This window comes from Paenibacillus sp. FSL F4-0100 (assembly GCF_037993005.1).
Classification (GTDB): domain Bacteria; phylum Bacillota; class Bacilli; order Paenibacillales; family Paenibacillaceae; genus Paenibacillus_AQ.
The window spans coordinates 3,258,691-3,278,519 of sequence record NZ_CP150303.1; the positions used below are offsets into that span (position 1 = coordinate 3,258,691).

At 48.8% G+C, this 19,829-nt stretch carries 24 protein-coding genes and 2 pseudogenes; 24 read left to right on the top strand and 2 right to left on the bottom strand.

What is annotated here, in order from left to right:
• The first annotated feature begins 1 nt into the window (after position 1).
• Positions 2 to 1,948 carry a DNA polymerase gene (locus MHH48_RS14770; RefSeq protein WP_076326414.1) on the top strand — a complete coding sequence of 649 codons (1,947 nt, stop codon included), beginning with the start codon at positions 2 to 4 and terminating at the stop codon, positions 1,946 to 1,948.
• A gap of 40 nt (positions 1,949 to 1,988) precedes the next feature.
• Here MHH48_RS14770 and MHH48_RS14775 read toward each other — a convergent pair whose 3' ends face one another.
• Positions 1,989 to 2,852, bottom strand: a complete 864-nt coding sequence (locus MHH48_RS14775) for a hypothetical protein (protein WP_076326415.1) — start codon at positions 2,850 to 2,852, stop codon at positions 1,989 to 1,991.
• 112 nt (positions 2,853 to 2,964) lie between these two features.
• Between MHH48_RS14775 and MHH48_RS14780 the strand changes: the two genes are divergently transcribed.
• The 7 genes and pseudogenes from MHH48_RS14780 (at position 2,965) to MHH48_RS14810 (ending at position 8,948) form a co-directional block, all read left to right on the top strand.
• Positions 2,965 to 5,313 (top strand): virulence-associated E family protein, encoded by a 2,349-nt coding sequence (locus tag MHH48_RS14780; protein WP_076326416.1) that lies wholly within the window; start codon positions 2,965 to 2,967, stop codon positions 5,311 to 5,313.
• A gap of 276 nt (positions 5,314 to 5,589) precedes the next feature.
• Positions 5,590 to 5,853: a hypothetical protein gene (locus tag MHH48_RS14785; RefSeq protein WP_076326417.1), complete on the top strand. Its 264-nt coding sequence runs from the start codon at positions 5,590 to 5,592 to the stop codon at positions 5,851 to 5,853.
• Positions 5,850 to 6,131 carry a VRR-NUC domain-containing protein gene (locus MHH48_RS14790; protein ID WP_076326418.1) on the top strand — a complete coding sequence of 94 codons (282 nt, stop codon included), beginning with the start codon at positions 5,850 to 5,852 and terminating at the stop codon, positions 6,129 to 6,131. Before MHH48_RS14785 ends, MHH48_RS14790 begins: the two co-directional genes overlap by 4 nt.
• Positions 6,128 to 7,508: pseudogene (locus MHH48_RS14795) on the top strand (DEAD/DEAH box helicase). The gene MHH48_RS14790 and the pseudogene MHH48_RS14795 overlap by 4 nt, the downstream one beginning before the upstream one ends.
• Complete coding sequence (locus MHH48_RS14800) at positions 7,505 to 8,113, top strand: RNA polymerase subunit sigma-24 (RefSeq protein WP_076326420.1); 609 nt, start codon at positions 7,505 to 7,507, stop codon at positions 8,111 to 8,113. Before MHH48_RS14795 ends, MHH48_RS14800 begins: the two are co-directional and overlap by 4 nt.
• A gap of 145 nt (positions 8,114 to 8,258) precedes the next feature.
• Positions 8,259 to 8,342 (top strand): annotated as a pseudogene (locus MHH48_RS14805).
• Between the two features lie 111 nt (positions 8,343 to 8,453).
• On the top strand, positions 8,454 to 8,948 hold the full coding sequence (locus MHH48_RS14810; RefSeq protein WP_076326421.1) for a hypothetical protein: 495 nt from the start codon (positions 8,454 to 8,456) through the stop codon (positions 8,946 to 8,948).
• Positions 8,949 to 8,980: 32 nt separating this feature from the next.
• On the opposite strand, the gene MHH48_RS14815 is transcribed toward MHH48_RS14810, so the two are convergent.
• Positions 8,981 to 9,562: a hypothetical protein gene (locus MHH48_RS14815; protein ID WP_076326422.1), complete on the bottom strand. Its 582-nt coding sequence runs from the start codon at positions 9,560 to 9,562 to the stop codon at positions 8,981 to 8,983.
• Between the two features lie 148 nt (positions 9,563 to 9,710).
• Here MHH48_RS14815 and MHH48_RS14820 point away from each other — a divergent pair, with 148 nt between their 5' ends.
• From MHH48_RS14820 to MHH48_RS14895, 16 genes are all read left to right on the top strand, one after another.
• On the top strand, positions 9,711 to 10,211 hold the full coding sequence (locus MHH48_RS14820; protein ID WP_076326423.1) for a transposase: 501 nt from the start codon (positions 9,711 to 9,713) through the stop codon (positions 10,209 to 10,211).
• Positions 10,204 to 11,580: a phage terminase large subunit gene (gene terL, locus MHH48_RS14825; RefSeq protein WP_083659855.1), complete on the top strand. Its 1,377-nt coding sequence runs from the start codon at positions 10,204 to 10,206 to the stop codon at positions 11,578 to 11,580. Before MHH48_RS14820 ends, terL begins: the two co-directional genes overlap by 8 nt.
• Before the next feature lie 4 nt (positions 11,581 to 11,584).
• Complete coding sequence (locus MHH48_RS14830) at positions 11,585 to 13,093, top strand: capsid protein (protein WP_076326424.1); 1,509 nt, start codon at positions 11,585 to 11,587, stop codon at positions 13,091 to 13,093.
• Positions 13,093 to 14,805, top strand: a complete 1,713-nt coding sequence (locus tag MHH48_RS14835; protein WP_076326425.1) for a phage minor capsid protein — start codon at positions 13,093 to 13,095, stop codon at positions 14,803 to 14,805. Before MHH48_RS14830 ends, MHH48_RS14835 begins: the two co-directional genes overlap by 1 nt.
• Before the next feature lie 26 nt (positions 14,806 to 14,831).
• On the top strand, positions 14,832 to 15,008 hold the full coding sequence (locus MHH48_RS14840) for a hypothetical protein (protein ID WP_179090749.1): 177 nt from the start codon (positions 14,832 to 14,834) through the stop codon (positions 15,006 to 15,008).
• A 124-nt stretch (positions 15,009 to 15,132) separates the two neighbouring features.
• Complete coding sequence (locus MHH48_RS14845; RefSeq protein ID WP_076326426.1) at positions 15,133 to 15,711, top strand: phage scaffolding protein; 579 nt, start codon at positions 15,133 to 15,135, stop codon at positions 15,709 to 15,711.
• 17 nt (positions 15,712 to 15,728) lie between these two features.
• On the top strand, positions 15,729 to 16,682 hold the full coding sequence (locus tag MHH48_RS14850; protein ID WP_076326427.1) for a major capsid protein: 954 nt from the start codon (positions 15,729 to 15,731) through the stop codon (positions 16,680 to 16,682).
• 12 nt (positions 16,683 to 16,694) lie between these two features.
• Positions 16,695 to 16,898, top strand: a complete 204-nt coding sequence (locus MHH48_RS14855) for a hypothetical protein (RefSeq protein ID WP_076326428.1) — start codon at positions 16,695 to 16,697, stop codon at positions 16,896 to 16,898.
• Positions 16,899 to 16,913: 15 nt separating this feature from the next.
• On the top strand, positions 16,914 to 17,165 hold the full coding sequence (locus MHH48_RS14860; protein WP_076326429.1) for a hypothetical protein: 252 nt from the start codon (positions 16,914 to 16,916) through the stop codon (positions 17,163 to 17,165).
• A gap of 5 nt (positions 17,166 to 17,170) precedes the next feature.
• On the top strand, positions 17,171 to 17,536 hold the full coding sequence (locus MHH48_RS14865; protein WP_076326454.1) for a hypothetical protein: 366 nt from the start codon (positions 17,171 to 17,173) through the stop codon (positions 17,534 to 17,536).
• Positions 17,536 to 17,856 carry a hypothetical protein gene (locus MHH48_RS14870; RefSeq protein ID WP_218641295.1) on the top strand — a complete coding sequence of 107 codons (321 nt, stop codon included), beginning with the start codon at positions 17,536 to 17,538 and terminating at the stop codon, positions 17,854 to 17,856. Before MHH48_RS14865 ends, MHH48_RS14870 begins: the two co-directional genes overlap by 1 nt.
• Positions 17,857 to 17,858: 2 nt before the next feature.
• Positions 17,859 to 18,242 (top strand): hypothetical protein, encoded by a 384-nt coding sequence (locus MHH48_RS14875; protein ID WP_076326431.1) that lies wholly within the window; start codon positions 17,859 to 17,861, stop codon positions 18,240 to 18,242.
• Complete coding sequence (locus MHH48_RS14880; protein ID WP_076326432.1) at positions 18,239 to 18,625, top strand: minor capsid protein; 387 nt, start codon at positions 18,239 to 18,241, stop codon at positions 18,623 to 18,625. Before MHH48_RS14875 ends, MHH48_RS14880 begins: the two co-directional genes overlap by 4 nt.
• A gap of 9 nt (positions 18,626 to 18,634) precedes the next feature.
• Entirely contained in the window at positions 18,635 to 19,081 is a 447-nt protein-coding gene (locus tag MHH48_RS14885) for a hypothetical protein (RefSeq protein ID WP_076326433.1), read from the top strand.
• A gap of 54 nt (positions 19,082 to 19,135) precedes the next feature.
• The gene (locus tag MHH48_RS14890) at positions 19,136 to 19,453 is read left to right on the top strand and encodes a hypothetical protein (protein ID WP_076326434.1); all 318 of its coding nucleotides are present in this window, start codon (positions 19,136 to 19,138) and stop codon (positions 19,451 to 19,453) included.
• Positions 19,454 to 19,475: 22 nt separating this feature from the next.
• Complete coding sequence (locus tag MHH48_RS14895) at positions 19,476 to 19,802, top strand: Gp15 family bacteriophage protein (protein ID WP_076326435.1); 327 nt, start codon at positions 19,476 to 19,478, stop codon at positions 19,800 to 19,802.
• Positions 19,803 to 19,829 lie beyond the last annotated feature (27 nt).

Below are 19,829 nucleotides of genomic sequence, written 5' to 3' on the forward strand. Positions count from 1 at the left end.
TATGACTCTACTGCAGATCGACCTTGAAACATACAGCAGTGTAGACATCAAAAAATCGGGCGTTTATCCCTATGTTGAGGCTCCTGAATTTGAAATTCTGTTGTTCGGGTTTGCTTTCGATGATGACCCAGTGACGGTTATTGATCTTCTTGATTTTGAAGAGATACCTGGGGATGTAATCAAGGCCCTCAAGATGGACGTCACCAAAACAGCTTTTAACGCTAATTTCGAACGGACCGCGCTGGCGAAACACTTAGGCGTGCCGATGCCTCCGGAACAATGGCGTTGCTCAAGCGTTCATGCCCTTACCTTGGGGTTACCCGGTGATCTGGCCGGAGTTGCCAAGGTACTGAAAGTGGATGAACAGAAAGACAGTTCTGGTAAGGGGCTGATCAAATACTTCTCTATGCCTTGCAAGCCGACCAAGGTCAACGGTGGGCGAACTCGAAACCTTCCGTACCATGATCCGGAGAAGTGGCAGCAGTACAAGGAATATAACCGGCAGGACGTGGAGGCAGAACGGGCCGTTCGTAAGATGATCGAGAAATACGAGATTTCCGAATTTGAACATAAGCTCTGGACGTTGGATCAAAAGATCAACGACAACGGGGTTCCGCTTCATCCAGAACTAGATACTCGGGCCATCGAATGCGATGAAGCCTTTAAGATACGAACGGTTCAGGAGGCTAAGGAGATAACAGGACTGGACAACCCCAATAGTGTTGCACAGCTAAAGGCTTGGGTGGAGGAAGAGGAAGGGATCCAGATCGACGGCTTAACTAAAGACACTATTCCCGGACTGATCAAGGAAGCGAAGAGCCAAAAAGTTAAAACGATGCTGAAGCTCCGACAGCAGCTGTCTAAAACATCCGTGAAGAAGTTCGAAGCCATGCAGCGCGCACGCTGCCAGGATGGTCGGGTTAGGGGGCTACTGCAATTCTACGGAGCAAACCGGACGGGGCGCTGGGCGGGAAGGCTGGTGCAGGTGCAGAACCTTCCGCAAAACAAACTGCCGGACTTGGAGCTTGCAAGGGATCTCCTGATTTCCGGAGATTATGAGCTGCTTGAAATGTTGTTCGGCGCTCCACCATTTGTCCTGTCTCAACTAATCCGTACGGCCTTCGTGCCTTCGCCGGGATGTCGGTTTATCGTTTCAGACTTCGCAGCGATCGAGGCACGGGTGATAGCCTGGCTGGCGGATGAGACTTGGAGACTGGAGGTATTCAAGACCCATGGCAAGATTTATGAAGCCTCGGCTGCGCAGATGTTCAATCTTAGTCTTGAAAACATCACCAAGGACTTACGCCAAAAAGGGAAGATCGCGGAGCTAGCACTGGGTTACGGCGGGGCTGTGGGAGCACTGGAGCAGATGGGGGCCCTTAAAATGGGACTAACTCCGGACGAGCTGCCGCCACTTGTTAAGACTTGGCGTGCAGCTAACCCGAAGATAACAAAGCTTTGGTGGGATGTGGATAGGGCCGCAATGACGGCCGTCCAGGAACGAAGAACGATCAAGCTGCAGTATGGTCTGACATTCTACTGCGAAGGCGGCTATCTGTTTATTCGGTTACCATCTGGTCGGCGTTTGTCGTACGTAAACCCCCGGATCGTTGATGGGAAGTTTGATAAGCCGGCTTTGATCTATGACGGCGTGGACCAGACAAAGAAGACATGGGGCAAGATCGACACTTACGGCCCTAAGCTGGTCGAGAACATTGTGCAGGCGATCAGCCGGGACTGCCTGGCCGTGAGCATGCTTCGTTTGGACGCTGCAGGCTTTGAGACTAGAATGCATGTCCACGATGAGGTCATTGTCGATGAGCCTTACGACAATGGCAGGGACTCGTTAAACGAGATAACTGAAATTATGGGGCAGCCGATCGAATGGGCGCCGGGGCTTCCGCTTCGTGCCGAAGCCTTTGAGACGGACTTTTATAAGAAGGATTGATGGGGAGGATCAAGTGGCGCCGGGCACCAAATAACAGAGTTTAAGCATCCTTGAGAATTTTATTTCCGTATTCATCCAAGATGTTTTTTAAGGCAGCCCGAATCTCATGATCTTTTGCCATAAACCCCATTTTATTAAGCTCGTTCTTTACAATTGGTATTAACTCATTCGTTGAGAGATTTACAAAAGTATCTTCTAGTATAAGATTGTCAATGACTTCTAACATCGCATCGAACATTCTTGATGATGTAAGACTAGATACTCTCTTTTTAAAAGGGTTCGAATCATAATTTTGATTGCCTTTTCGAAGATTTGAGGTTTTAAGTTCATTAATTTCAACTTGGATATCTTGCAGAGTCCTAATGATAAACTCATTCGGAGTTACTTCATCTTCTTTTAAAGAAGACACCCTAAAAGTACCAAAGCTTTTTAAGAATGGAGAATAGTTAGAATCTTTAATTGATTCTTCGTAAGTTGATTTTACTTTTTCGGCAAGGCGTTCTTTAAACTCCACGATTTCATTGTAGCGAAGATCCCTCGGATAATTGAGGTGTTCTATAACTCCAGTATCAAAGGAATAGTCTGTCTTGTCATCTTTTATAATTACAGTTGGCCTATCAAAGGCTAGTCGCATTCCTAATTCAAACATAACGTTAGGGTTCTTGCAACTAACATCACAAATTACAATCTCTGAAGTGTAAAGCCCTTCAACAATACGTTTATGTATGAGCCCAGTACTGTCTCCTTCGCTTACAATTTTAGGGTTAGTATCGTAATCTGTGATATCGGCAAGTGATTCAGTGATGATTCTTTTTACATCAATCCAGTGTTCAGTAGTGCAGCCGTCGATTGGTGCAATTGGCATGACAAGTCCAACGTTCAGGAACTTTTTTTCTTCAGTCATAGTACCTCCTAGTTTATAAGAACTAGGAATATTATACCATTCATAGAGTCTATTAATCTTTGAGATTTCGATTTTTGCAGAAACTATTTTTTTAGTTAATTGAGGTGGCATCATGCAGGAACTGGACATTAGCTTCGGCAAGCACCGGGCTGATACGAACTGGAAAACTGAATATTTGACCTGGGATGAGTTCGTGGACCGGCTGCGGAAGGTCCGGCGGACAGCAGAGACGATGGCCCAGTATGACAAGATGAACAACAATGCCCGCGGTAAATTGAAGGATGGGCCCGCTTTTGTTGGCGGGCTTGTCCGCACAGGGCGCCGGAAAAAGGAGAATGTCGATAGCCGGAGCTTGATCACCCTGGATGTCGATCGCGGAGACGATGATTTTTTATTTTCCGCTGAGCTTGTGCTGGGTGGGACGGCTTACGTTATATACTCCACTCACAGCCATCGGCCGGAGAAACCGAAATACCGCCTGATCGTTCCGGTGGATCGCAACATGAGCCCGGACGAGTATGCAGCTGTCAGCCGTAAACTGTCGGAACATATCGGGATGGAGTATTTCGACAAGACCACGTTTGACGTCCACCGACTTATGTACCTGCCGAGCTGTAGCAAGGACGCAGATCCGGTCTTGGAAGTCTTCGAAGGGGAGCCGCTCTATGTGGATCGTATCCTGGACGAGTATACCGATTGGCATGACGTCATGGCCTGGCCGCGGCATCCAGAAGATAAATCACCTGCTCAACTGGCAGCCAAGAGAGCGCAGGATCCTCGGGAGAAGTTCGGGACGATCGGCCTCTTCTGTAGGGCATTCACCATTGAAGAAGGGATAGAAACCTTTTTATCGGATGTTTACGAAAAGGGTTCAATGCCGGATCGGTACACATACACCAAGGGGTCCAGCGGTAATGGCCTGGAAGTCTATCCGGATCAGGATCTTGCATTCTCACATCAAGACAGTGATCCGATTGCAGACGGTCGCACTTATAACCTTTTTGATCTAGTACGAGTTCATAAATTCGGTCATTTAGACGAACGGGTGAAAGAGCATACACCAGATGCGAAGAAGCCGAGTCACCTGGCTATGGAGCAGTGGGCGGCGCAGCGGCCGGAGGTAAAGAAGCTTGTCTTCGCTGAGCGCCAGGCGGATTTCGCCGAGATGGCAGACGAGTTTCCCGATGATGAGGACGATCCGGATGAAGTGGATTGGGAGGATCAACTGGAGATCCATCATAAGACAGGTGAGCCACTGCCCACGGCGGGAAACGTAGAGCTCATGCTGTCACATGGGCCGTGGAAGAACGTCCTGGCTTATGACGCTTTTGGGAACACGGAGGTTATCCGGCGGTCGCTGCCATGGCGTGAACAGGAACGTCTGGGACGCTCCTATGAGCCATGGTTGGGTGCCGATGATAAACGGCTACAGCATTGGTTTGCCAAGGTGCACGGTATCAATTCGGCTAAGACGATCCAAAACGCCTTCACTGAGGTCGTCCACCGGAATACATTTCATCCGATCAGGTCTTATGTCGAGAGTGCCGATTGGGACGGCCAGCCGCGGGCAGAACGCATATTTATTGATTACCTGGGTGCAGCTGACATCCATTACACCAGACAGGCGACACGGAAGATGCTGCTGGCTGCCGTTGCAAGGCTATATCGTCCAGGGTGTAAGTTTGACCAGATGTTGGTCCTTGTCGGGCCCCAGGGTGCTGGGAAGAGCTCTTTGCTGGCGAAGCTAGGCCGTGAATGGTTCTCTGACTCTTTACGAACTTTTGAGAACAAGGAAGCCGGAGAACACCTGCAGAGTGGCTGGATCTTCGAGATCGGTGAGCTGTCGGCCATGAAAAAGACCGAGGTTGAAGAAGTCAAAGCGTTTTTATCCAAGACCGAAGACCGTTATCGGGTGGCCTATGATCGCCAGGTATCTGAGTTCCCACGGAAGTGTGTATTCTTCGGGACAACGAATACCCGTGATTTTCTTCGGGACGCAACTGGTAACCGGCGCTTCTGGCCCATCGAGATATTCCCCGATCGAGCAATAAAGAGTCACTGGGAGGAATTGACCGAGGAAGAAGTGAGCCAAATATGGGCTGAGGTTTTGAGCTGGTTTAAGGCGGGGGAAACCTTGGAGCTGGACAGCGAAGCCCGCATGGAAGCGGAGCGACAACAAGCTGCACATATGGAGACGGATCCACGGGAAGGCATTATCCAAGAGTGGCTTGATATGCCATTAGAGGATGAGATGGGACGCCCTACCGATGACCTTCGTGATCGAGTGTGTGCTGCCCAAATCTGGACGGAATGCCTTGGTAAAAAGCGTGGAGATATGAAGACATGGGACGCAAAGGATATCATGGATATTCTTCGCCGCTTACCAGAGTGGAACGAGAGAAAGGGGAAAGCGAAGGTTCCAGGATACGGTGTTCAAAGGGTATTTGAGCGGTTGCCGTAGACGGTTGCCGAAGGGTTGCCGTGGTTGCCGTAAATGGTTGCCACAGTTGCCGTAAGTTGCCGAGAAATCGGTTTTGCGGCAACCGCAACTACCCTAGACATACCAAGGGTTTACGACGGCTGGTTGCCAAGGTTGCCGTAAAATCTACTATTTTAGTATAGGGGGTAAATTAACCCGTAATCGCAGAGGGCATATATAGGTTAAACGCACATCCTTGCAGTACGCGTACGTAGAAGGCAAATCGGCAACCCAAGGAAGTGAAAAGAGGGAGTAGAAATGAAGAGCAGACATGTAACGTTAAGGCATTGGATTGAGTCAAATTTCGACCCATCGGCAAGGCTTCACATTAACCAGTACCTTCCTGATTTTATGATTAGAAGATTGTTCGAGGAATTACCGGGAGGATTTACTGTGAGTAAAGACGAGTTTGCCGCAACCATGCTAGATATTGGATTCTGCGGCCGTCAAACTCGTAACCTTGATTGGGTTTTTAATATAAGCGATGCCGAATACAAGAAAGTTCTTAGGAGGTTGAGATGAGAGAGTCTACACTGGAACGCCGCTTGGTTCGTAAGGTAAAAGCGATAGGTGGCGAAGCGCCTAAGTGGGTAAGCCCTGGGGAGCGAGGGGTGCCTGATCGGATTGTAATCTTACCGAACGGGCAAACGATTTATGTTGAGATGAAAGCGCCGGGCAAGCCATTAGCCCCTCTACAGGAGCGCTGGAAGAGAAAGCTACTTGGTATGGGGCATATGCATTATAAAATTGATTCGGTTGAGGATATTGACCGGTTTATACAGGAGGTGATGCCGAAATGAAGTTCATCCCACACCAATATCAGGAATATGCGACTCAGCGAATTCTGGACACCCCGTATATAGCACTACTGTTGGAGATGGGCTTGGGTTAGCAAAACCGTAAGCACACTGACAGCCATGGACTTATTGCTGAACGATTATTTCGATGCTGGCCGTGTTTTAGTTATCGCACCGCTGCGGGTTGCAGATGACACTTGGGCCCGAGAGATTGAGAAGTGGGACCACCTGAGACATCTCCGGATCAGTAAGGTTTTAGGGAGCGCCGCTGTTCGACGCAAAGCCTTGAAAGCAGAGGCGGACATCTACGTAATCAACCGGGAGAATGTAGAGTGGCTTGTCAGCGAGTACGGCAGCCAGTGGCCGTTTGATACTGTGGTGATCGATGAGCTTTCCGGCTTCAAAAATCCACGGGCTAAACGCTTCAAAGCCCTTCGCCGGGTCCGGCCAATGATTAAGCGCGTGGTCGGCCTGACTGGTACTCCGGCACCGAACAGCCTTATGGATCTATGGGCCCCGATGTATCTGATCGATCAAGGGGAACGACTTGGTAAGACGATAACAGGTTATCGCGATCGTTATTTTACACCAGGCAGCCGTAGCGGCCATGTGGTTTACGAATGGAAGGCCAAGCAGGAAGCAGAGGGACGGGTATACGAGGCTATTTCTGATATTGCCGTCAGTATGAAAGCCGAAGACTGGCTGGAGCTGCCTGAACGGATTGATAGGACTATCCCGGTATCTCTGAGCCCAAAAGTCAGAGAGCAATACGAGAAACTGGAGAAGGAGCTGTTGCTTCCGTTTCTGGACGCTGATGTCGTGGCTAATACTGCGGCCGTCCTGTCGAACAAGCTTCTGCAGATGGCCAGCGGCGCGGTGTATGACGAGGAAAAGGGCGTTAAGTTGATTCATGAGGCCAAGCTGGATGCCCTAGAGGACGTGATCGAGGCAGCCAACGGCAAACCGGTTATGGTGTTCTACAATTTTAAGCATAGCCTGTCGCGGATCCAAGAGCGATTCCCACAAGCGCGGATCCTACGGAAAGGCAAAGACGGGAATGAAGATATCCGCGCCTGGAATAATGACGAGATCCCGCTGTTGCTTTTGCATCCTAAGTCAGCAGGCCATGGCCTGAATCTTCAAGATTCAAGCTGCCGGACGGTTGTCTGGTTTGATCAGATATGGAGCTTGGAAGAAGATCAGCAGGCTAATGCAAGGGTTCACCGTCAAGGAGTAAGGCATAACATTGTGGTTATCCGTTTGGTAGCCGAGGGGACTATGGACGAAGACGCTGTGGCAGCATTGGAGCGTAAAGCTGCAGGGCAAGATGCCTTGATGGAAGCCGTTAAAGCCAGAATAGAGAGGATGAAGGCATCATGACAATAGAACAACAGGTGATAGAGCAGCTTTCTAATTACCGACAAAAGAAAGCACGCATAATGGCGCTATCAACCTATAGCGTTGGCGCTGGCATTACGGTCAGCCGTTTGAACGAGGATGATCACCTGCAGGAGCTCCACCGTAAACTTAGAGGGCTGACGCCATACATGTACCTGTCGAAGCATGAGCAGAAACTGGAGAGTGTAGCCCACGTTTATATAACCGGTTACCCTGCTGGAGTAAAAGCCCAGAAGCAAGCTGTACCGGTTCAAGTGATGGATCCGGAAGACACAGAGCTGCTGCAAGAGCTACGGCGAAAGATTCAGAAAGTGATCGAGGCGCGCGGGTATGATATCCGGAATGGGATCGAAGCAATCATAGAGCGACTAACCGAGTTGCAGGACTTACAGGCCGAGATTGACCGGATTGATTTTATCCTATCGACCCTCGAAGAGTATAAGCCTTATGCTGCTACGCTGATGCGATGGATATACGTTGAGGGGATGGAACTTCAGGAGCTTACTGAAAAACTTGAGATATCTGAAAGCACAGTTAGACGAAGAATCCGAGCAGCTGAAAGGGAATACGTAAACTTGGCACGATAATGACAGAAAATTGACCGCAAAATGACAAACATATGTTCTTGTTTTCCGTGTCAACCCCTGTTAAAATGATATTGTGCCCTTCATGTAAGGAGGCGGTCGGCAATGGACCAAACGAGCCGTTAGGCGGCCGTCTCTTTTTATTTTCACCGGCATAGCTCAATTGGCAGAGTGCTGCGGGGCCCTGTAATAACAGAGAGCAGCGGTTCGGGTTCAAATCCTGATGTCGGTTATTCGTAGCTTTTTCATCTCCCCCTTTTTGCCGTCTCGGGTCGAGGCGGTATTTCTTTGCAGGAAATATATCCCTTTATGTCGAAGTTTGATGTCAGGGGGGTTATTGACGTTGCAACTATTTTTAGAAATATTAAAAGATGAAAAGTTTCAATCTGGATTTATAGGTATTGCAGGTAGTTTAATCGGCGGTGCATTCACCATGTTAAGTGTGAGTTGGACTCAAAAGAAAGCGGAACAAAGCAAAAAGAGGGACCAACTCCCCGAGAGGCTTAGTAATTTATTTGAAATTAGCGTAATAGCATCGAACATGTACACCTTGTTCAGTAACTTAGCTACAACTGTTACTAGTAAAGGTAAGTTTGAAAGAGAAATACTTGATAATTATTTTGAGATGTATAAACTAGCTGCAAAAGTAGATAACGATACTTTTATGAGGGTCTATGAACTTGAAATTAAAATAAGGTCTGCCCTTATTAATATGTCTGTACCACAAATCGATCAATTAAAGTGTTTTGAGATTGCGCAACGGATAAAAGACGAACTTTTAGCCTGTTCGGATTTCGCAGAAGAACGTAGAAAAGAACTTAGCAAATCGTATGATTAGAGCTAAATATTTAAAGCATCCTTCGGGGTGCTTTAAATATTTTTACGTAATCTAGATTCACGTATTTTTTTGCTTTCTTGTTTTCTTAATTCTTCAAGCTGTAATTCTTTTTCTTTTTCTTGAATAACTATTCGAATTACGATTAAATGACGGTCCATTAAATTAGCGTTATATGTTTTAGTTGTTAAATCTGCCATGAAATAAGCAGCTAGACTCACAACTAAGACACTTGTAAAAATAACTAAAGATATCGTTTGATCAGAGTTTATAATGCTTGAAATTGTTGCAAATGCCGCGATGATTAAGCTTAATATAGTTACTAAGGAAATAAAATAACTTGAAAGTTGATTGTTTTCCACATACCTAGAACTTTTTAATAAGATTTCTTTTTCGAAGTTTCGTAATGATTCTAGTTTGTACTGATGGTAGTACTTGAAAAAATCAGAGTTTATTTTGGATAATTCGTATTCTTCATGTGTGAAAGGAATCCCTTTAACGAACTTTTTAGAGGGTCTTCGTAATTTAAGATGAACCCACTTAAAGTTCGAGAGATCAATCAGTGTGAAAATAAGGAAAATTACAATGGGTGGTCCGAAAAATAAAAATGATGACACTGAATCATCCCCTTTTTTGTTTTATTACAACGTTATACGAAGTGATAGTGTTTTAGGTTCAAGTTAAGATCCTATCAGACATCTAGTATGATTAATAGCACTTTAACTGAATTTCTGTTAACAAAATTAGATAAAGGAGCTGACTGCGATGGCAGGAGGACGGAAAAGTAAATATCAGACACACGTAGAACCTAAACTCCTGCTGATTGAGGCGTGGGCTCGCGATGGGATGATTCAGGAGGATATTGCCAAGAAGTTAGGCGTGGCGATGTCCTCTTTTTCTGATTACAAAAATAAGTTTCCGGAATTATCGGAGGCCCTAAAAAGGGGCCAAGAGGTTGTTGACGTTGAGGTTGAGAATGCCTTGTTTAAAAGGGCACTGGGCTATCGATACGACGAGGTAACTAAAGAGGCTGCTAGGGAGCTGGACGAAGAGACTGGAGAGTATAAGACGATTATGGTCGAAACCAAGCGAGTGACCAAAGAGGTGCAGCCCGAGACGGCAGCCGCTATATTCTGGCTTAAGAATCGTCGGCCAGACAAGTGGCGCGATAAACAGGAGATTGGTCATAGCGGCCAGGTGGAAGTAAATAACCCGCTTCAAGGTCTTACGACCGATGAGCTGAGGAAGCTGATCCGCGATGATTGATATTGAGACAATCAAGCGTTACGCCCGGATCGAACTAGCAAGGCGTGAGTTCTTCGGCTTCTGCCAGGCGATGGCCCCAGACTTTTACAGGGACAATCGGCAATACCTTATCGACTTGTGCAATGAGATGCAAGACTTCTATGAGTCAGACGACGATATCCTAATCGTCAACGAGCCCCCACGCCATGGTAAGTCCAGGTCGGCCTCCATGTTCGCGCAATGGGTGTTTGGGCAAGATCAGTCGGCCAAGATCATGACAGGCTCCTACAACGAGACACTATCCACAACGTTTTCCAAAGCGGTGCGTAACGGGATCAGCACCGCCAAGGCGGATCCAGAAGTTATCGTATACAGCGACATCTTCCCACATGTTAAGATTCAGCGCGGGGATGGTGCTATGAACCTATGGAGCCTAGAGGGTGGCTATAACAACTATCTGGCAACGTCTCCTACCGGTACGGCTACTGGCTTCGGCGCAACGTTGTTAATCATTGACGACTTGATTAAGAATGCGGAAGAGGCCAACAACGAGGCAACGCTTGAGAAGCATTGGGATTGGTTCACGAATACGATGCTGAGCCGCTTGGAAGAAGGCGGCAAGATTATCATCATCATGACTCGCTGGGCTACAGGTGACCTGGCTGGTCGGGCGCTGGAGCACTTCGCTGAAGAGAAAAAGAAGGTTCGGCTTCTGACGATGAAGGCGCTACAGGACGATGGCACGATGCTTTGCGATGAAGTCCTTTCCCGTGAATCCTATGACATGAAGGTACGGGCCATGGGTGAGGACATCGCCAGCGCGAACTATCAGCAGATCCCAATCGACATCAAGGGTAAGCTATACAGCAGCTTCAAGACGTATACGGAACTGCCTAAAGACTTTACGGGCATTTACTCTTATTGTGATACCGCCGATCAGGGTGATGATTACCTATGCAATATCATCTGGGGCGTGTACAACAAGGAAGCGTACGTCCTGGATGTTATATATACGAAGCAGCCTATGGAGATTACGGAGCCCGCCGTCGCGCAGGCTCTTTTTACGTTTGAGGTCAATCGAGAAAGGATTGAGTCTAACAGCGGTGGTCGATCATTTGCGCGGAACGTGAAACGGATCCTGGAGCAAGAGTTGAAAAGCAACCGGACGGACGTTAGCTGGTTCCATCAATCGAAAAATAAGATAGCGCGCATAACTTCTAACGCCACGTGGGTTATGAATCATGTCTATTTACCGGCCAACTGGCGTGACAAATGGCCGGAGTATTACAAGGCTATGACGAGTTATCAACGTGAAGGCAAGAATGCGCATGATGACGCACCAGACGCCACGACGGGCGTAGCTGAAACGATGTACCTGTTAGGAGGTTAAGAGAGTGGGGGGGTTTAAAAATATGGTCATGAAAATGTTGAGGATTAACCCGGCACCTGAAAACCAGATCATCACGATCACGGAGCCATTTAGCTACCGCACCAATGTGCTTCGTAATCAGCTGTGGTATCGCGGCGATCCGTCCGAGCTGGACCAGTTTTATAAGCAGGCCGTTACGGACAGCGTGGGGAAATCCCGCTTCTGGGCAGCGGTACCGAGTGCCGATCTGCAGATTAGGAAGATTCACTCCGGATTACCGGCTATGATCGTGGAGCGATTGTCCGACATCGTAATAGCCGACCTGGACGGCATCGACCTGGGGAAGAAGGAGCCAACGGACCTTTGGGAAGAAATCGCCAAGGATAATGACTTTGACGAGCTTCTGGGCGATAGCATAACCGAAGCTTTGGTCACCGGGGACGGAGCATTTAAGATTACCACGGATCCAGATGTAACCGAGTATCCAATCCTTGAGTTTTACAGCGGGGACCGTGTGGAGTATCGGAGGGATCGGGGCCGACTCAAGGAGGTTCTGTTCTTCACCGATTACCGTCATAAGGATAAGGACTACCGGCTAGAGGAAACCTTCGGCGTTGGCTTTGTACGCTGTAGGCTTCTGAATGCAGATGGCAAAGAAGTTCCGCTGACCACTGTTCCGGAAACAGCTGAGCTTGCACCGGAGGTTACCTTTGATGGTGATTTCATGATGGCACTTCCGCTCATGTTCTTCAGGTCAAAGAAATGGAAAGGCCGCGGCAAATCGCTTTTTGATTCCAAGGCCGATAGCTTTGATGCACTGGACGAGGTCATCAGTCAATGGATCGATGCGATTCGCGCGGGCCGGGTGCAAAAGTATATTCCAGAAGACCTTATCCCGCGTAACCCTCAGTCCGGCGTACCGATGAAGCCGAATCCGTTCGATAACCAGTTTATCAAGATTGGTTCCATGCTGGCCGAGGATGCGAAAGGTCAAATCGATATGGTTCAGCCGCAGATTTTGTATGAGGCGTTCCTGGGCAGCTATGCCTCCGCCTTGGACATGTGCTTGCAGGGAATCATCTCCCCGGCCACATTAGGCATTGATCTGAAGAAGACAGACAATGCAGAGGCGCAGCGCGAGAAGGAAAAGGCCACGCTATATACTCGCGGTAAAATCATCGAGAGGCTGAACGAGATCATTCCTGCTTTGGTAACCACCGTCATGAAGGTGTATGACACCATGCAGTCCCGCTCCGCTGGTGAGTACAAAGCCAGTGTTACCTTCGGGGAATATGCCTCCCCTTCATTTGACAGTGTGGTGGAGACGGTCGGCAAGGCCAGGACATACGGGATCATGAGCATTGAGCGAACAGTCGAAGAGTTATACGGTGATACCTGGACCGATGAAGAAAAGGCCGAAGAGGTAAGGCGGCTTAAGGAAGAACAGGGCATGTCATCTACGGACGAAGACCCGGACGGTGAGTATGATGATCCGCCAGGCGAGGATGACGAGGATCCGGACGGTGAGGAATAATGTCCAACAAGGATCCGTATAGCCTCCGGGACGTCTTCGAAGAGATGACGTTGAACCTGATTGCCAGCATGAAACGGAATCTATCCCGTCATGAAAGGGAAGAGGAGAACGTCGGCTTTCGATTTGATCAGTGGCAGCTGGCTAAGCTTCGCAGCTTGAATAAGTTTAGGCGGGAGAATAAGAAGCTTATTGGAGATGCGGGCACGGCGGCTAATAAGATCATTGATGACGTGACTCAGCAGAGCTTTGTAGAAGGTCAGAACCGGTTCCGGCGTGCTTGGGATCGTGTGGTTAATGCGGTACTAAAGCCTTTTGGCCGACAGCGCGCACAAGTCGAAACGGAAATCACCTTCCCCGAAGATTTCAAGGAGCAGCTTTCCCCGGATCCTACAGAGCTTGAGCAACCGAAACCCAAGCCGAAAAATGGCAAGAAGAAGCCGGCACCTACGAGGCCCTTACCGAAGGCTCCACCGGAGAAGGACTTTTTCGGGGTTAACGCGAAGAAGCTGAAGGCGCTCCAGGATGCAGCCAAGAAGGATTTACACAAAGGCAGTGAAGCTGTCCTGCGTAAGATGGATGATGTCTATCGGCAAGTGATTTACAAGGCTGAGGCTCATATGACCCTGGGCGGCATGACACTGGACCAGGCTATCGATAAGGCGACCAAGGATTTTTTATCTCGTGGTATTGATGTCTTCACCTTCAGTGATGGCCGTAAAATGACCATATCCGCCTATGCGGAGATGGCCCTGCGCACGGTTAGCCAGCGGGCTACGTTTTTAGGCGAAGGTAAAAAGCGAGACGAATGGGGCGTCTATACCGTAGTCATGAGTAGCCATGATAACTGTTCCCCGTGGTGTCTACCGTTCCAAGGTACCGTCCTGATCGATGACGTCTACACGTCGATTACCCGGGAGCAAGCGGAGCAGCTATCCAGGGATACCGGTTATCTGCTTCTGTCCTATGCGATGTCGGAAGGGGCCTTCCATCCGAACTGCCGACACACCTTGGCAACGTTCTTTCCTGGCATAACTCGGCTTCCGGGTCCCGTTGACTCGGCTCTTGCCCTCAAGCGGTATAAAGCTGAGCAGTGGCAACGATATCTGGAGCGCGGGATCCGCAAATATAAGCGGCTGGAAGTCGGGTCCATTGATGCGGGCAACCAAGTCAAATACGGTAAGAAGGTTATGGAATGGAATGAGAAGCTAAAACAGCACTTAGAGGAGAACCCTTCTCTGCGTCGTGATTATAAGCGGGACCAGGTGGAAGGTGAGATGCCGGCAAGTGAACGCATTGAGCGCTTGAAAAATGCTGAGCTGAATGCCAAGATAGAGGAAACACGGCAACTCATACGGTCCAACCAGATACCTAAGACGGTCTTAACCGGTCAGCAGAATAAGCATATCCCCGGCACGCATGAATATAGGCAGTACGTGGATAAGCTAAAGGCCAAGGGGCAATATGGTCCATCCCGATTGAGCGTATCTCAGGAAGAGGCCGAAGCCTTAATCAAGGAATACGCTGGGTCTGGTAAGATTACATTCAGCGCCAAGGGCTGGAACAATAAAGAGCTTATCCTGACTAATGACCGGGTTATCGGAACGGCAGTCAACAACTTGACCGGCGAAGAAGCTGAGACAACCGTATTCAAAATCCATTATGGTAAAAAGGGTGCTCATATTGTGCCTGACTATCCAAGTAAAAAGAGGTGAGAAAACTGGATCCATTAACGTCATACATGCATAAGCGGTTACGCATCGTAACCAAAGAGGGTGAGACCGTTGAGGGTGTCGCGATCTCCTACGATGTAGGTATCATGGAGGATCGGGATTATGATTCCATCGGTCTTGACCAGGGTTCGCATATTGAAATGATTGACGAACCCGATATTAAAAGTATAGAAGTGATTGACTGAGCACTCCCGCATTGTAGCGAGGGTGCTTTTGTTTTGCCGTCTTTTTGGTATTGCAGACGTTAAAGAACAAGACATCACCGGACACGACCGGGATAAAAAGTGAAGATGAAAGGATGGACCATATATGACGAAAGAGGAATTTATCGCATTAGGGTTGACGGAGGAGCAGGCCACGAAAGCGGCTGCAGCATCTGCTGAAGAGTTGAAAGGCTTCATTCCAAAGGCTCGCTTCGACGAGCTAAACGAGATCAAGAAGAAAGCTGAGAAGGATGTCTCCGATAGGGACACCCAAATTGCGGAGTTTGGTAAAACAGCCGGCTTATCAGAGGAGCTGAAAAAGCAGATAGAGACCCTGCAGGCTGAGAACAAAACAGCCAAGGAGAAATACGAGTCTGATTTGCAGGAGCTGAAGCTCAGCAACGCTATTTCGGCTGCGCTCAACGGTAAGGTTCACAACGAAAAGGTCGTAACCGGGCTGATCAATAAAGAGAAGCTGGTCATCGGGGATGAGGGAAAGGTTGTGGGGCTAGAGGAACAGCTCGCGGCTCTGAAAGCCTCCGACACGTATTTATTCAAGGATGACAGCCAACAACAGCAAACACCACCGGGATTCCGGGTAGGTGGCGGCGGTAATCCAACTCCACCGGGAAATGAAGTATCACTGAAAGACGCCCTAGCAGCGCACTTTCAGGCAAAATCATAATTAGGAGGTAATACCTTATGGCAGTAACATTGAGTGAAGCAAAGAAAAATGTACAAGATCACATCGTAGCAGGAGTTATTGATGAGTTTCGTAAGAACAACTTCTTGTTACAGAATCTGACTTTTGATGATGTTGTATCCCCGACGGGCGGTGGCGCGACGCTGACCTACGGATACACCCGGCTAATTACGCAGCCTACCGCTGCATTCCGGGCCGTCAACAGCGAGTATACGGCACAGGAAGTTAAGAAGCAGCGGCATACCGTTGATCTGAAGGTATTCGGCGGCACATTCCAAATTGACCGTATCATTGCGGGGATGGATGGCATCGTATCCGAAGTGCAATTGCAACTGGAGCAAAAGGTTAAAGCGGCACAGGCATTGTTCAACGATACGGTTATCAATGGTGATTCCGCTGTTGATGCTTTGGCATTTGACGGTTTGGACAAAGCCTTGACCGGTTCCAGCACGGAATATGTACCTGGTTCGGTAATTGACCTGTCTACATCTGCGGCGGTGGATGCTAACTACAAGGTATTCTTAGATGATTTGGATGAATTCTTGATGGGCTTGGACGGCGTACCATCTGTAATTATGGGTAATCTTAAGCTTATTGCTAAGATTAGAGCTTGTGCCCGTCGTGCAGGTACTTATACGACCACTAAAGATGACTTTGGTCGTCAAATAGAAGCATATAATGGCATTCCTCTTGAAGATTTGGGCGCTAAATCCGGTACTAACGATCCGGTCGTATCAACTAATGCGGATGGTGAAACTAGCTTGTATGTGGCCCGTCTTGCTCTTGATGGCTTTCACGGCGTAAGTATGGCTGGTCAACCGCCTGTACGCACATGGTTACCTGACTATACAACAAGCGGTGCAGTAAAGACGGGTGAAGTGGAAATGGTTTCTGCAGTAGCGCTGAAAGCCACCAAAGCAGCCGGAGCTATGCGTAAGATCAAAGTTCAATAAGGAGGGGCATATATGAAGTACAAAGACGACTTGCCTAATGGTTATGTCAATGGTTACTATGTCGGCCTACGTCAAGGTGGGCCGACACAGGATAAGCTGGAACCAACCGCAGACGGATTTGAGGTACAACGTGATACTCAGCGCCAAGGAACAGTGACGCAGGATAAGCTCGAGCCGGGCTATCCTGAACCGGTTGACGACAATACCAATCCGTAATGGGAGGAAACGAGTATGACAAAAGTATATGCACCAAACAAGCAATACACCGGGCTGTCGGCCAACGTCATGTTTATAAATGGCGTAGGCGAAACGGACGACCCGCATTTGCTCGCTTGGTTTGAAAGCAAAGGTTATACGGTGGAACATTCAGAACCTGAGGCTGAACAAGTGCCCCAAGAGCTAGAAAAACCAGCTGACGACCTGCCGCAAGAACCTGAGGCTCCTGAAACGGAACCTCAAAAGCCGACCAAGAAAGGTAAGTGATCGGTATGCCTTACGCAACGGCAGCCGATTACGATCGGTACGGTGAGGGCCTGATCCCTTCCGAGCAATCGGAGAAAGCACTGGACCGGGCATCCGATCAGATCGACCGGCTAACCAATAACCGCATTGTGGCGTGGGGGTTTGATAATCTCACGCCTTTTCAGCGTACCAACGTGATTAAGGCTGTCTGTCAGCAGGCGGATTTTGTATTCAAATATGGTGACTACCTGACCATGCCGTTATCGGGTTACAGTGCAGGAAGCACCAGCATGACGTTTAAAGCTACTACTGGAGCCGGAGGGGTACAAACTACGGATGCCGTGATTGACTTGCTTATGCCCACTGGATTGGCTAATAGGGGGTTATGCTGATGAAATTCCCGTTTCCGAGCTGGAATCAGGTCACGCCCATCAAGGTCTATCAGACGGAGTTGTCGGAGGACGGGGAGCCGGTTGAGGATCTGATTTATGACAACAAGTGTTTCTATGATGAGAAGAGCCGCCAAGTCCTAAACGCTGATCGGCAGCTGGTGCTTCTCTCCGGTCTGATCATCATTGAGGGCGACATCAACCCCGGTAAGGCCATTCAAGGCTTTGTCCGGGTCGGCGATGAGCGCAAAAACATCTACCGGGCCAAACGGCCACGTAATCCAGATGGATCCATATTCAGTACCGAATTGGAGCTGAGCTGATTATGAAGCTAACTGCTAAAGTCATCCTGAAAACAGATGCCTTGAAGAATTTGGAGAAGAACGCGTTACAGGCGTTTGAGATGACGGGCGAGGCAGTCAAAACGGATATCGTTACGTCCGCCGTCGTGCCAAAGCAAACGGGGGAACTGGAGCGTAGCGGCTTTGTTGATACCTCCGGTCTGAGCCAGGGTAAGATCAAGATTGTCTACGATACCCCGTATGCCCGGCGTTTGTATTGGCATCCTGAGTTTGATTTTCGGACTGACAAGAACGCCAATGCGCAAGGCAAATGGATGGAAGCTTACAAGTCGGGTGAGAAGCAGGCCTTTGTCCGGAAAACCTTTGTCACACTGCTGAAACAGATGTCCAAGGGGATGATTAAATGACACTGTCCGAGATACGGAACTGGCTCAAAACATGGATCGATTGCCCGCAGTGGTATATCGGCAAGATCGATGGCAAAAAGGAACAGTGCATCGGCTTGTACAACACGACCGGTGCCCCGGTTCGAATGGCCGTAGGGGGTCCTAATGCAACCGGATTCCAGGTCAAGGCGGTGTCCATCCTGGTCCATTGGGGACGCAATGCCGATGTGGCAGAGCGTAAGGCATTAGAGGTTTACGAAGCCCTTTATGGTCATTCGGCTGAGATCAGCGGCAAGAGGGTTATTCAATTTCGCATGGTCACATCGCAGCCGGTGAACGTCGGTACCGACGATGAAGGTATATATGAGTACGTCATTGAAACACACATTTATCATGAAAGGTAGGTTAGAGGAATGGCGATAGTGAGTAGCGGTGTATTTCCCGTTTTTAATATCGGTTTTAAAATCGGGACAGCAGGCCGAGCAAGCACGGCGTCAGAAATGGCGATTATCAAGGATATGGAAACCTTTCAGATTGCCATCGACGGTAACGTAGAAGAATGGACCTCAATGGATACAGAAGGTTGGGTGCGGCGTCTGATGACCGGGAAAGGGTTCAGCATTACCCTAAACGGTAAGCGCCATGTCGGCGATCCGGGGAATGATTATGTGGCCGACACAGCCTGGAAGTCTGGTCTGGACTGCTCCAGTAAAGCGGAAATCGATTTCCCGGACGGCTCCAAATTGGAGTTTGATTGCATTGTGAACGTCAGCGCTCCGAACGGTGGCGACAGCACAGCGGTCTCTGCACTGGAATGCGAATTGATGTCAGACGGTAAACCAAAGTATACAGCAATCTAAAATAAGGACGGACCTTTTCAGGTTCGTCTACTTCATTTGAGAGGATGAATCAAAGTGGCAAAAATAATTGATATTACGTCCAAGTTAACGAACGAACGCCCGAAGCTCAAGCTAGGTGAAGGCAAAGAATATGAGATCGACAACCGGAAAAATACCGTGCTTGCGATCCAGGCAAAAATCGATAAAGGGGCAGAAGGCTCTGAGTATCTTGACGAAGTGCTGGAGATGGCTCTGGGCAAATCGGCTGTTAAGGAAATTAATGAATCGGATATCTCCTTTGCGGATTATCAGATTATCTTCGTGGCCGTATTAGCGGGGGCTCTTGGTGAGGACTACGAAGCCGTAGAAGCCCGATTTCTCGCAGCCAAGTAATAGGCCGGAACAGTGGTATGACTTGTACGAGGATTGGGGACTAATCGAATCCTCTATCGCCGCGCAGTACGGCATCCGGCTGCGGGCCGAGCCAGACATGACTTGGGATGAGTTTTGCACGCTGCTGGCCGGGATTATGCCGGAGACACCGCTCGGACAGATTGTTTCCATAAGGAGCGAGAACGATAAAGAGCGTCTGAAGAACTTCACGTCAGAGCAAAAACGGATCCGGAACGAGTGGCGTACACGTAGTTTGAAAACGGCTCAGTGGACGGATGCCGAAGCAGCTCAAGCTGTCCAGCAGTTCCAAAACATGATTAAGCAAGCATTCGGGGCATCTCCACAATAGGAAGATGCCTTTTTGCGTTGTCTGGCA

Coding starts and splice junctions, on each gene's coding strand:
- MHH48_RS14770 (WP_076326414.1), top strand. CDS start 2: ATGACTCTACTGCAGATCGACCTTGAAACATACAGCAGTGTAGACATC.
- MHH48_RS14775 (WP_076326415.1), bottom strand. CDS start 2,852: ATGACTGAAGAAAAAAAGTTCCTGAACGTTGGACTTGTCATGCCAATT.
- MHH48_RS14780 (WP_076326416.1), top strand. CDS start 2,965: ATGCAGGAACTGGACATTAGCTTCGGCAAGCACCGGGCTGATACGAAC.
- MHH48_RS14785 (WP_076326417.1), top strand. CDS start 5,590: ATGAAGAGCAGACATGTAACGTTAAGGCATTGGATTGAGTCAAATTTC.
- MHH48_RS14790 (WP_076326418.1), top strand. CDS start 5,850: ATGAGAGAGTCTACACTGGAACGCCGCTTGGTTCGTAAGGTAAAAGCG.
- MHH48_RS14800 (WP_076326420.1), top strand. CDS start 7,505: ATGACAATAGAACAACAGGTGATAGAGCAGCTTTCTAATTACCGACAA.
- MHH48_RS14820 (WP_076326423.1), top strand. CDS start 9,711: ATGGCAGGAGGACGGAAAAGTAAATATCAGACACACGTAGAACCTAAA.
- terL (WP_083659855.1), top strand. CDS start 10,204: ATGATTGATATTGAGACAATCAAGCGTTACGCCCGGATCGAACTAGCA.
- MHH48_RS14835 (WP_076326425.1), top strand. CDS start 13,093: ATGTCCAACAAGGATCCGTATAGCCTCCGGGACGTCTTCGAAGAGATG.
- MHH48_RS14840 (WP_179090749.1), top strand. CDS start 14,832: ATGCATAAGCGGTTACGCATCGTAACCAAAGAGGGTGAGACCGTTGAG.
- MHH48_RS14845 (WP_076326426.1), top strand. CDS start 15,133: ATGACGAAAGAGGAATTTATCGCATTAGGGTTGACGGAGGAGCAGGCC.
- MHH48_RS14850 (WP_076326427.1), top strand. CDS start 15,729: ATGGCAGTAACATTGAGTGAAGCAAAGAAAAATGTACAAGATCACATC.
- MHH48_RS14855 (WP_076326428.1), top strand. CDS start 16,695: ATGAAGTACAAAGACGACTTGCCTAATGGTTATGTCAATGGTTACTAT.
- MHH48_RS14860 (WP_076326429.1), top strand. CDS start 16,914: ATGACAAAAGTATATGCACCAAACAAGCAATACACCGGGCTGTCGGCC.
- MHH48_RS14865 (WP_076326454.1), top strand. CDS start 17,171: ATGCCTTACGCAACGGCAGCCGATTACGATCGGTACGGTGAGGGCCTG.
- MHH48_RS14870 (WP_218641295.1), top strand. CDS start 17,536: ATGAAATTCCCGTTTCCGAGCTGGAATCAGGTCACGCCCATCAAGGTC.
- MHH48_RS14875 (WP_076326431.1), top strand. CDS start 17,859: ATGAAGCTAACTGCTAAAGTCATCCTGAAAACAGATGCCTTGAAGAAT.
- MHH48_RS14880 (WP_076326432.1), top strand. CDS start 18,239: ATGACACTGTCCGAGATACGGAACTGGCTCAAAACATGGATCGATTGC.
- MHH48_RS14885 (WP_076326433.1), top strand. CDS start 18,635: ATGGCGATAGTGAGTAGCGGTGTATTTCCCGTTTTTAATATCGGTTTT.